This window comes from Pseudoxanthomonas jiangsuensis (assembly GCF_010093185.1).
Classification (GTDB): domain Bacteria; phylum Pseudomonadota; class Gammaproteobacteria; order Xanthomonadales; family Xanthomonadaceae; genus Pseudoxanthomonas; species Pseudoxanthomonas jiangsuensis.
Genome location: NZ_PDWL01000034.1, coordinates 16,899 through 27,928, shown reverse-complemented (window position 1 = coordinate 27,928; position 11,030 = coordinate 16,899). Strand labels below are relative to the sequence as shown.

At 64.6% G+C, this 11,030-nt stretch carries 12 protein-coding genes; 10 read left to right on the top strand and 2 right to left on the bottom strand.

Annotated features, from left to right (window positions below):
- Together ispG and CSC62_RS15975 are read left to right on the top strand one after the other, a co-directional pair.
- On the top strand, nt 1-1,239 hold a 1,239-nt coding region (gene ispG / locus CSC62_RS15980; protein ID WP_246194500.1), incomplete at its 5' end, for a flavodoxin-dependent (E)-4-hydroxy-3-methylbut-2-enyl-diphosphate synthase.
- Nucleotides 1,220-1,915, top strand: a complete 696-nt coding sequence (locus CSC62_RS15975; protein WP_162407684.1) for a phosphatase PAP2 family protein — start codon at nt 1,220-1,222, stop codon at nt 1,913-1,915. The genes ispG and CSC62_RS15975, both read left to right, overlap by 20 nt.
- A 22-nt stretch (nt 1,916-1,937) precedes the next feature.
- Here the strand turns inward: CSC62_RS15975 and CSC62_RS15970 are convergent, their stop codons facing one another.
- Nucleotides 1,938-3,065 (bottom strand): SGNH/GDSL hydrolase family protein, encoded by a 1,128-nt coding sequence (locus tag CSC62_RS15970; RefSeq protein ID WP_162407683.1) that lies wholly within the window; start codon nt 3,063-3,065, stop codon nt 1,938-1,940.
- A gap of 1,013 nt (nt 3,066-4,078) precedes the next feature.
- On the opposite strand from CSC62_RS15970, the gene CSC62_RS15965 reads away from it, so the two are divergent.
- The 3 genes from CSC62_RS15965 to CSC62_RS15955 all read left to right on the top strand — a co-directional run bounded on the left by CSC62_RS15965 (nt 4,079) and on the right by CSC62_RS15955 (nt 5,919).
- The gene (locus tag CSC62_RS15965) at nt 4,079-5,035 is read left to right on the top strand and encodes a DUF932 domain-containing protein (RefSeq protein ID WP_162407682.1); all 957 of its coding nucleotides are present in this window, start codon (nt 4,079-4,081) and stop codon (nt 5,033-5,035) included.
- Nucleotides 5,035-5,541 carry a JAB domain-containing protein gene (locus tag CSC62_RS15960; protein ID WP_162407681.1) on the top strand — a complete coding sequence of 169 codons (507 nt, stop codon included), beginning with the start codon at nt 5,035-5,037 and terminating at the stop codon, nt 5,539-5,541. Before CSC62_RS15965 ends, CSC62_RS15960 begins: the two co-directional genes overlap by 1 nt.
- Before the next feature lie 63 nt (nt 5,542-5,604).
- Nucleotides 5,605-5,919: a hypothetical protein gene (locus CSC62_RS15955; protein WP_162407680.1), complete on the top strand. Its 315-nt coding sequence runs from the start codon at nt 5,605-5,607 to the stop codon at nt 5,917-5,919.
- Nucleotides 5,920-5,926: 7 nt separating this feature from the next.
- Here the strand turns inward: CSC62_RS15955 and CSC62_RS15950 are convergent, their stop codons facing one another.
- Complete coding sequence (locus CSC62_RS15950) at nt 5,927-6,337, bottom strand: helix-turn-helix domain-containing protein (RefSeq protein ID WP_162407679.1); 411 nt, start codon at nt 6,335-6,337, stop codon at nt 5,927-5,929.
- A 154-nt stretch (nt 6,338-6,491) separates the two neighbouring features.
- Here CSC62_RS15950 and CSC62_RS15945 point away from each other — a divergent pair, with 154 nt between their 5' ends.
- The 5 genes from CSC62_RS15945 to CSC62_RS15925 all read left to right on the top strand — a co-directional run bounded on the left by CSC62_RS15945 (nt 6,492) and on the right by CSC62_RS15925 (nt 11,009).
- A complete protein-coding gene (locus CSC62_RS15945; RefSeq protein ID WP_162407678.1) occupies nt 6,492-8,285 on the top strand; it encodes a J domain-containing protein in 1,794 nt (597 codons plus the stop codon).
- A gap of 60 nt (nt 8,286-8,345) precedes the next feature.
- Nucleotides 8,346-8,558, top strand: a complete 213-nt coding sequence (locus tag CSC62_RS15940) for a hypothetical protein (protein ID WP_162407677.1) — start codon at nt 8,346-8,348, stop codon at nt 8,556-8,558.
- 2 nt (nt 8,559-8,560) lie between these two features.
- A complete protein-coding gene (locus tag CSC62_RS15935; protein WP_162407676.1) occupies nt 8,561-9,358 on the top strand; it encodes a hypothetical protein in 798 nt (265 codons plus the stop codon).
- A 170-nt stretch (nt 9,359-9,528) separates the two neighbouring features.
- Entirely contained in the window at nt 9,529-9,951 is a 423-nt protein-coding gene (locus CSC62_RS15930; RefSeq protein WP_162407675.1) for a hypothetical protein, read from the top strand.
- Between the two features lie 92 nt (nt 9,952-10,043).
- Entirely contained in the window at nt 10,044-11,009 is a 966-nt protein-coding gene (locus tag CSC62_RS15925; RefSeq protein WP_162407674.1) for a YqaJ viral recombinase family nuclease, read from the top strand.
- The last annotated feature ends 21 nt before the right edge of the window (nt 11,010-11,030 follow it).

Below are 11,030 nucleotides of genomic sequence, written 5' to 3'. Positions count from 1 at the left end.
CCCCCCGCCTCGGCCGCGCCGTGGGCGCGCCGGCCCACCCGCCAGGTCCTGGTCGGAGGGGTCGCCGTCGGCGGCGGCGCGCCGGTGGTGGTGCAGTCGATGACCAATACCGATACCGCCGACATCGCGTCCTCGGTCAGGCAGGTCGCCGAGCTGTGGCGCGCCGGTTCGGAACTGGTGCGGCTGACGGTCAACACCGCCGAGGCGGCCGCGGCGATCCCGCGGATCCGCGAGAAGCTGCTGATGATGGGGGTAGATGTCCCCCTGATCGGCGACTTCCACTACAACGGCCACCAGCTGCTGGCTGGCGAGCCGGCCTGCGCCGAGGCTTTGGCCAAGTACCGGATCAACCCCGGCAACGTCGGCTTCGGCAAGAAGAAGGACACCCAGTTCGCCTCGATCATCGAGGCCGCGATCCGGTACGGCAAGCCGGTGCGGATCGGCGCCAACTGGGGCTCGCTGGACCAGGCCCTGGCCGCGCGGCTGATGGACGAGAACAGCGCCCGCGCCGAACCCTGGGACGCCGGCCGGGTGTTGCGCGAGGCGCTGATCCTGTCGGCGGTGGATTCGGCCGCGCGCGCGGTGGAGCTGGGCCTGCCGGCCGAGCGGATCGTGCTCAGCTGCAAGGTCAGCGGGGTGCAGGAACTGATCGCGGTCTACCGCGACCTGGCCGCCCGCTGCGACTACGCCCTGCACCTGGGCCTGACCGAGGCCGGGATCGGCAGCAAGGGCATCGTGGCTTCCGCCGCGGCCTTGTCGGTGCTGCTGCAGGAAGGCATCGGCGACACCATCCGGATCTCGCTCACCCCCGAGCCGGGCCAGCCGCGTACCCAGGAAGTGGTGGTCGCGCAGGAACTGCTGCAGACCACCGGCCAGCGCGCCTTCACCCCGATGGTCACCGCCTGCCCGGGCTGCGGCCGCACCACCAGCACCTTCTTCCAGGAACTGGCCAAGACCGTGCAGGAGCACGTGCGGGCGAAGATGCCCGAGTGGCGCGTCTCCCACCCGGGCGCGGAGAACCTGTCGCTGGCGGTGATGGGCTGCGTGGTCAACGGCCCGGGCGAGTCGCGCCAGGCCGACATCGGCATCTCCCTGCCGGGAATCGGCGAGGCGCCTTCGGCGCCGGTGTTCGTCGACGGCGAGAAGAAGGTCACCCTCAAGGGCGAGAACATCGCCGCCGAGTTCGTGGCCCTGATCGACGAATACGTCGAGAACCGCTATGCCCGCAAGGCCGGCTGAGGATCCGTCCCGGCCGTCCTCGCTCGCCGCCGCGCTGCGCGGCAACCTCGGCCGCCTGGCCCTGCTGTTCGCCGGGGTCCTGCTGCCCCTGTGGCTGTTCGCCGAACTGGCCGACGAAGTCCACGAACTGGAAGAACTGGTCTTCGACGATGCGCTGCTGCTGTGGCTCAACGGCCTGGCCGGGCCGCGGCTGGACGCGTTCTTCGTGTTCCTCAGCCGGATCGGCTACGCCTGGGGCGTGGTCCCGTTCGACATCGCGCTGTCGCTGGCCCTGCTGGCATGGAAGCGCTGGCGCGAGGCCGCGTTCGCGATCGTGGCCCTGGCCGGCTCGGCCCTGCTCAACCTCAGCGCCAAGCAGTTCTTCCAACGCGACCGGCCCTCGCTGTGGGAATCGATCGCGCCGGAGAGCACCTTCAGTTTCCCCAGCGGCCATGCGATGGGCTCGATGACCCTGGCCGCGGTGCTGGTGCTGCTGTGCTGGCACACGCGCTGGCGCTGGCCGATGCTGGCCGCGGCGCTGGCGTTCACCGGCCTGGTCGGGCTGTCGCGGCTGTACCTGGGCGTGCATTACCCGTCCGACGTGCTCGCCGGCTGGGCCGCGGGCCTGGCCTGGGTGGCGGGCAGCTACCTGGTGCTGTTCCGGCGCCGGCGGCCGTGGCGCCGGCATCGGCGTTGAAGGGCGTTTCCTGCGCCGGTCGTCAGGGCGCATCCTCCGCTGGCCACAGCCCCGGCACCGCATCGACATGCCGCGCCAGCACCTCGGCGATCCGGCGATGGTCGGCGGCGGAGGGGTGCCAGTGGCAGGCGTCCATCGCCAGGCCCGCGACCGTGGCGAAACCGATCCGGTCGTCTCCGCCCTGGCGCAGGGCCGCGGCGACCTTGCCGGTTTCCGCGGCGATCTCGCCGTCGGCCAGGTCGGTGGCCCAGAGCAGGAAATAGGCCTGCGGATAGCGCGCGCGCAGCATCCGGACGAAGCCGGCATAGATCTGTTCGTAGTCCTGGTGCAGCGCCTGGCGCGTGGCCCAGCGCTCGCCCGCCGCCAGCGGGGTGGAGAAGTCGTTGGTGCCCAGCGCGATCACCACCAGCTGCGGCTGCCAGTCCGCTGGCCCGGCCTCGCGTACGGAATGATCGAACAGCAGCCATGGATACGCCTGCGGCAGGGTGTCGCCGGGCATGCCGCCGTAGTTGCGGACGATGCCGCGGCCGGAGATCGCGTTGACCCGGTAGTCGGCGCCGTAGGCCGCCGCCAGCCGCGGACCGAAGGCGAGGGTGGTGTCGGTGGTTTCCCAGACCTGGGCATCGCTGCAGTCGCGCCCGCTCGAGGCGGTGCCGTAGCCGACCGTATGCGAGTCGCCGATGAACTCGATCCGGCGCGCCGCCTGCGGCAGGGGCAGGGGCGCGCTGCCGGACGGCAGCAGGAAACCGCCGAAGCGGTTGGGACCAGCTTGGCTTTCGGTCGCCGCATCGATCCGCACCCGGTGCTCGCCCGGGCCCAGGCCGGCGATCCGATAGCGGCCCGGTGCCGGCTTGCGCAGGCTGGCGATGCGGGCGCCATCGGCCTCCACGTGCAGGATCACGTCGCCCGGTCCGACCTCGAACAGCACCCCGTCGCCGCTGAAGCGGGTCTGGAAGTGCACACCCGGCCACTGGTAGGCGAGGCCGTCGTCCGTGCCGACGGTGCGCCCGCCCACGACGATCGGTGCGGGCACGGCGTCGGTGCCTTCGCCGCTGGCCACCGGCGAGACCGAAGGCTCCGCCGCCCAGGCCGGCAGGCTGCCGGCGAACAGCAGCACGGCCATGCACAGGGCGAAGGGAAGGGACTTCATCGGCGGCGCTCCTGCGGATCGGGGAGCCGATCGTAAGGGATCGGCCGGCTTCGCCACCGTGAGCCAGGAGCATTGCGGGCCGGCCGAAGCGGAAAAGCGAAGGCCCGGGAGTGCCCGGGCCTTCTGGTGTAGTGGTGCCAGGGACCACCAAACGTCCCTAGAAAAAATCATGTTAATCAACAACATGTAATCTTTCAGAATTTTGTGTTGCCCCCGCTGTTGCCCCTGCGATAACTCGGATTCTGCTGGACGGTCTTGGACAATCACGATCCGGACCGGAGTGACCATCGCTTGAACTGAGCGGGTCGGCACTTAGCCGGCCAGCCCTTTAAGCCTTATTGAGCGTGCGGGTCGCTTCGCCGGTGTCGACCGGATCCTCGCCGAAGACGAAGGGCTTGACCTTGAGCCACCAGTCCGGCGTTTCGGTCGGCAGGTTGTCGTTCGATCAGGCGCACAAGCGGGGCGGGCAGGGGACACCGACAGATCGCTAACCGAACTCCGTGACCCACCCCCGAATCCCGGGCCATCAGCCAGTAGAGAATTCGGCGGTGGTAGGAATGGGGCGCTTAGTCGCTCTGGTCATCGTTGTTCAGCCTTATGAAGGAATGGGCGATGTTCACCATTCCTGTCTTATGGCTTGCGACGACCCGATCTGGAACATCGACTATTTGGTCTTCGTTCATTCTTCGGGCGCGCAGTTAGTCCATGCGCATCATTAAAAGAAATTTCAAACACATACCACCCTTGCGAAGCCGGTGGAATCCGGCTTCGCGTCCAGGCGCTCCGCACTGAAGCGCCTGCCAAAGGTGAACGGATGTGAGCAAAGGCAAGATCGAAGCGATCTACTGTGTGCTGGTGGTTGCAGCGGCGATGCTGGTTGGCATCGTCAAGTGCTCCAGTTGCAACAGTCCCCGGATCTGATCACCTGATCCAATCCACTACAGGCATCTCGCACAAAGCCCGGCATTGTCCGGGCTTTGTGCGTTTATGCCGCCAATAGCGAGGAAACGACAATGCATTTGGTCGAGACGATGGCCTATGCCGGGCAGAAGCCCTGGCATGGCCTGGGTAACCGGCTGGCGCCGCAGCAGCCCATCGAGGTCTGGAAGCAGCAGGCCGGCATGGACTGGAAGATCGAAGAGGCGGAAGTGCGCTACGTGGCCGGTAACAACGCCATTGGCGTCATCCACGCCTACCCGGAGCAGAAGGTGCTGTACCGCTCCGACACCCGCATGCCGCTGTCGGTGGTGTCCAAGCGCTTCCAGGTCGTGCAGCCGGGCCAGATCCTGGAGTTCTACCGGGACCTGACCGCCAGCAATGGCTTCGAGCTGGAAACCGCCGGCGTGCTGCGCGAGGGCCGCAAGTTCTGGGCGCTGGCCCGGACCGGACAGAGCACCACGCTCAAGGGCCGGGACAAGGTGGACGGCTACCTGTTGCTGGCCACCGCCTGTGACGGCACGCTGGCCACCACTGCACAGTTCACCTCGGTCCGGGTGGTCTGCAACAACACCCTGTCCATCGCATTGGGCAACGCCACCGGGGCGATCAAGGTGCCGCACCGCAGCCAGTTCGACCCGGATGTGGTGAAGCGGCAGCTGGGTATCACAGTGTCGTCCTGGGATGGGTTCGTGGCCCGGATGAAGGCGCTGGTGGAACGGCCGGTGGATCCGGATTCGGTGGAAGGGCTGCTGCGCCGGGTGCTCACCTACGCCGCACCGGACGGCAAGGCCATGGTGGTCAACGAGCAGGCCATGGCCAACGTGCGCTCGCTGTACGAGGGCGGCGGACGGGGTGCTCTGATGGCCTCCAGCCGTGGTACGGCGTGGGGCCTGCTCAACAGCGTGACCGAGTTCGTCGACCACCATCGCCGCGCACGCAGCGACGATCATCGCCGGGATGCAGCTTGGTTCGGGGCCGGTGCCCAGATCAAGCTGCGGGCTTGGGATGAAGTGATGAAGCTGGTGGCCTGATGCAGGCCCGGTCACGTGTACGTGCGCCGACCGCCGCCCGGGCGGTCTCCTCAATCGGGGCCCGGGCGCGGGAGGACCGGGTCATCGCGCGGGCGCTGCGGCTGCTGGAGCGGAGGATCCTGAGCCAAGGGGCCTGCCTGGGTGATGTGGCCACCTGCAGCGCCTTTTTCCGCATGCGGTTGGGAGGTGAAGGGCGGGAGCACCTTGAGGTCGCCTTCCTCGATACCCGGCATCGTCTGCTCGCGGTGGAGCGGCTGTTCTCCGGTTCCATCGATGGGGCCGAGGTGCATCCGCGCATCGTGGTCCAGCGGGCGTTGGCGTTGAACGCTGCTGCGGTCCTGCTGGCCCACAACCATCCCAGCGGCCACGCCGAGCCCTCCGAGGCCGATCGTGTCCTGACGACCCGGCTGAAGGCCGCCTTGGGGCTGGTGGATATCCGGCTGCTGGATCACTTCGTGGTGACGGCGGGGGAGGCGACCTCGATGGCAGCTCGGGGACTGATATAGGCGTGCAATCTGGGTACGGCATAGCGCCCGGCCTGCGGGCCGGGCACTTCTCGGGAGAGAACGATGGTGAAGGTGGCCGATACGCTCGATCTGGCCTACGTGGCCATCGGAGCGAAGCAAGCGCTGGTTGACTTTGGCGACATCGATAGCTCCCGCTTCGAGGGGGAGCAGGGATTCATCCAGGCATGCATCGATCCGGTCGAGTGCCTGGATCAGGCCTGGCAGGCGCAGGAGGGACAGTTCCCGGGCGTGTGGTGCTACGAGGTGGCGGAGCCGTTCGGATATGCCTACGCCACCCATCTGCTGCGGGGTGGTGAGTCGGCGGGGGCGGGCCGAATCCTGCGCGGCATTGTGGATGCCGCGACTGAACGGGGCTGAGCTGACGTCAGTCCTTATCGGTCAACTCGCTCAGTGCCTTGGCCTGGTCCTGCTTCGGCAGTTGCAGCAGCTTGGCCAGCTTCGGCAGCAGGGCTGGATCCTGAAGTAGTGCCGGGATGAGTGTGGCCAGGACATCGCGCTGGCCCTCGTCGGCCTGGGCCAGCGCCAGGATGGAATCGGCCATGGCGGCATCGTCGGCCAGCAGATATGCCACGGGCACGTCTAGGAGCCGGGCCAGCAGGCCCAGGTTGTCGAAGCCAATCGCGGTGACCTGGTGCTCGTAGCGGTTGATCCGCGAGGAGCCCTTGTCCTTACCCAGGCCCATGCGATCGCCCAGGGCACGTTGGCTTAGGCCACGCAGCTGCCGCGCCTGGACCAGGCGAGCGGCGAACAGTGAGCGGGGCGAGGACTCGGACACCGGGCATCGCAGCGGCGGACGTGGCCCGAATCATGACGAAGCCTCTATTGGTGTGGCAGACTCTATTTACCAGATAGAGGTATGTTCTGTGTCAAGAAAGTAACTGCCCTGCTGCATGCAGGAGGGCGAAAAGGAACAGGGGACGCAGGAGCACATGGATCCATACGAAGTTCTGGGAATCCGTCCGAACGCCGGGCGCGATGAGATCGAGCTGGCCTACAAGGGCCGACGTAGTCAGTACCACCCGGATCGCTACGCCCAATCCGATGCAGAGACGCAGGCATGGGCGACAAGCAAAATGCAGGAGGTCAACCAGGCCTATCGGGTGCTCAACGAGTCGCAGACGCGGGCGGACTTCGACCAGCGCGCGACTTCAGCGCGTTCCGGGAGTCGGCCGCCTCCGGTGCCCGAGCCACAGCCCTCAGCCGAGGTCGGTGCTCCGGACGTGGCGTCCATTCTGTTGAAGCCGGAGTGGGAGTGGTTCCACGACAACGTGTATGCGCGGCCCAAGATCCCGCGCAAGAAGCTGGAAGGGGCTATTTCCTCGTATGCGCTAAGTGTCTCGCCACGCGATGTTCTTGTACTACTGGACGACACCTTGTTCGGCGGGGCGAAAGAAGGCCTGCTGGTCACCGGTGATGCGATCTACTGCAAGCAGAAGTTCGATGCGCCACGTCGAATGCTACTTCGGGATATCCGGCTGGTAGTTTCCGGATCGGGCAGCCGGATCATGATCAACGGCAGTGAGTTCTTCAAGTTTGCCGTGATCGACCAGGTAGCGATTAACCTCTTCGCCTCGCGCTTGGCGACCGCGCTCACGTCGTCGTCGCCACCGGACGATCGCGCTTCGGGCAAGGCGAATCGGGCGAACGCGAACTCCGGTGCAGAACGTCTGCTAGCCATTCATCGTCGAGCCCTGCATGCGATGCGGTCCGACCTAGGCGAAGAAGCACTTCTCATCGATCGCCTCATCGATCGCCAGATGCCTTGTATCGCCGAGCAATACTTGGAACTTAAACGCGTCGTGGAAAATTTTCCAGCGCCCAAGCGTGGGTCGGTGGAAATGGACGTTATCGAAATTTCGCTGACGGCGTTCCTGATGCTCCACTACTACGGATTCTCCAAAATTCCCGAGGGGCTTAAGGAGTCAGTTGGGGACAGCTTCACCCGACTCCATAAGGTCAGCGAGGTCTACAAGGAAGAGTTCTTGGCGGCGACATCCCTGGAGTTCGGGCGGGAGTGTGGCTTTGATGAAGAATCACTTCAGATGATGCCGGCCGTGTTCTTCCACAGTGATGGGGCGGCGGGTGGATTCGATCTGAAGATTCCACGCAAGGACGCATTGCTTTTGGTGTTGTCACAGATGGGGATATCTGAACAGAGCGCCAGGAGGATCATCCGGCAGTTCGAGGGACACACTGAAACTTGGCTAGAAGCACTTTGTGCGTCAGAAATGGACTCGGGGGAGCGGGCCGAGTATGAGCGCGCACGGACAAGGCATACGACCAAGCCTGAGCCGCCACCACAGAAGCCACCAATGCGGCGGGCCACGCTCAGAGAGGCGCTACAGGGGCTGCGGTTCAACGCAGAGCCGTTCGAGCGGGTATTCGTGGCCCCGAACATTCCGCTGAAGAAACTCAATGGCGCCTTGGACAGCTATGGTGAGGGTCTTGAACCGAAAGAGGTGATCGCGCTGATAGATAACACCCTGTTCGGCGGCGCGGCTGACGGAGTGTTGATCACTGAATCGGAAATCCGGACCAAGGCGCCATTCGAGCCATCCAATACGCGTCTTTGGAGCACGGTGTCAGAAGTCGCCGCTGACGGAAAGTACGTCTACATCGAAGGTCGTCGCTTCGCCGAGCTAAATATGCCCGATCAGCGTGACGTGAGGCAGCTATTCGGAGCACTGAATCGGCACCTGCAGGGCGTGGCTGATCAACGATGATCCCGCATGGCGGTGTGCCAAGACTGTGACTTAAAACAAAAGTAAACCGGGGGGAAATGAATGGGTCGTCTGCTTCTTGGATTCTATGTGTTGCTGATCTTTGTCTTTGCGATCTACGGAAACTGGTGGGGTGACAATGCCTACAAGGGGTTCTGGTTCAATCTCGGTGGTGCCGTGTTCTGGCCAGTCATCCTGTTCCCGGGGCTCGGCAAGGTCATTGGCGGTATATTGATGGTGGCGTTTGTCGGATTCCTCGTCACGAGGAGGGGTTGATCATGGCAATCGGATGTTCAAAATCTATCTTTCTTATCTTGGCATGCATCGCACTTACTTCATGTGATGGGAAAATAAGAAGTGAAATGGTGGCGGGATGCGTGAACGGAGGAGGGACGAAGAAGACCTGCACCTGTTACTACGAAAAGATGAAGGAAAGGTACGGTGTCGATACTTTGGAGGCAATGCGGGATCGCGGCACTGTTCCTCCGGATATCCGCGAAGAAACGATTCGAGCCACAGCGCAGTGCAGTGGGCTCGACTCAGCGACGCTGAAGGAGCTCGGCATCGAGGATTTCGGGAGCGAGGAGAAGCCAAATGGACCTGCTGTTCCGTCAGATCCCAATCCGCAAGCTGAAGCTCCGACGCCGGCCCTTGCGCAAGAACCCGACAAAGTTGTCAGTGCATCCGATGATGCGGCAATCGAAAGTGCCATTGCGGTCACGGCCAGTACCGTGATGGGCGACGAGTTCAAAGATGCTCGCCAGGTGGTTGCAGGAGACATCAACGGTGACAAGGTTGACGACTCGGCCGTCCTGTTCTCGATCGAGATACCTTCTGAGAACACGTCCACGCAGTACCTGGCCGTATTCCTGAGGCAGCCCGATGGGTCGCTGAGGTTCGCAAATGCGTTGCCCGTGGGTGGAGTCGGGAGCTCGACCAGCGACTTCGTCATCGCGGATGAGACGATCAGGTTGACGTCCCTGACGCTGGGTCCAGATGACTCCGATTGCTGCCCTACACTAGAGCAGAAGACCAAGTATCTGCTGCATAACGGCAAGCTCAAGCTGGTCAACTGAGTCGGGAGCCGCAGGCTCCCCCTTGACCAGTAGCGCATTCAGCGTTCGGAGCACAACACCAAGGCCGCCTCGTGCGGCCTTTCTTCTTTCAGGAGCATCCCATGGCTCGGATCTGTGTAGCAGTCCGAGCCAGCGGTGGCGCGGACGATAGTGGTGCTCAGTGGATCGAGATGGATGACGCCGACGCGGTGCGCTGTGCGATTGCCAAGGGGTGTCCAGCATTGGGGCAGGAAGATGCCCATACCTGGTCTGTGCTGGCCTACGACGGCCTGCCCGACTTCGGTCCGCGCCCGGACTTGGATGAACTGCTGGCCTGGCTGGACGCCGTGGACGAATACGGTCCGCCGTTCGAGGCGCTCTGGGCCTCCGGGTCCTTCGACCGCGTGTTGCGGGCGACCGAGGCGTTCGCCGATAGCTATCAGGGCACCTATGCCGATGCCGCCAGTTGGGCCTATCACACCTTCACCCTGTTGGGACGACGAGTCGACGCTCAGGTCGATATCGAGGCCTACGTTCGCACTTCGGTCACCAGTGGGCAGGTCCGCTTTATTCCAGCAGTCGACGGCGGGATCCATGTGTTCTGGAACGATTGAATCACCGGATACCCCGGCCGGGATATCCGGCCACACGAAATGCCGCCACACAGGCCGCCCTCAGGGGCGGCCTTTTCATTTGGGAGATCACGATGGGACGTAAGACGGCCTTGCGCCTGGTAGATACCCGCACGCTCGATCGCGGACAGTGGCTGGAAGTGCGAAAGGGCGGCATCGGCAGCTCCGATGCCGCCGCGGCGGTGGGCCTGAGCCCGTACACCAGCCCTCTGGAACTGTGGACCCAGAAGACCGGCCGCGCGGCGGCCAACACGGACGTCGCGGACGACCTGGATTCGCCGATGTACTGGGGCACGCTGTTGGAGCCTTATGTGGCGGCGAGCTACATGCGCAAGACCGGCCGCAAGGTCCGCAAGGTCAACGCGGTCCTGCAGCACCCGACCTTTCCTTTCATGTTGGCCAACATCGATCGGGAGATCGTCGGTAGCCCCGACGTGCAGATCCTGGAGTGCAAGACCGCCGGGGAGTTCGGCTCCCGTCTCTGGCGCGATGGCGTGCCCGAGCACGTCCAGCTTCAGGTCCAGCACCAGCTGGCGGTCACCGGCAAGGCGGCGGCGGATGTGGCCGTGCTGCTCTGCGGGCAGCAGCTGGAGATCCACCGCATCGAGCGCGACGAAGACGTGATCGCCCGCGTGATTGTGCTGGAGGCCCGGTTCTGGGAGTGCGTGGAGTCCGACACGCCGCCGCCGGCCGATGGAAGTGCCTCGGCAGACCGGGCCCTGCGTCAGCTGTATCCGGGCGGTGTCGACACGCTGGACTTCAGCGAGGACCGGCGCCTATCCGGGGCCTTCGCGGAGCTGGTGACGTTGCGGCGTGAGTTGGAAGCCAAGGAAGGCCGCGCTGAGCTGCTCAAGCAGACCCTGCAGCAGGCTATGGGTGATGCGGCCCGCGCCGTGTTCGCCAGCGGCGAGGTGACCTACAAGCGGTCCAAGGACGGCACTCGCCTGGACGCCCAGCGCTTGACCACCGATCACGCCGAGCTCGTGGCTGACTACATGGTACCCAAGCCCGGCTCGCGTCGGTTCGTGATCGTGGACTGATCCCAAAAATCCCAGGAGTTC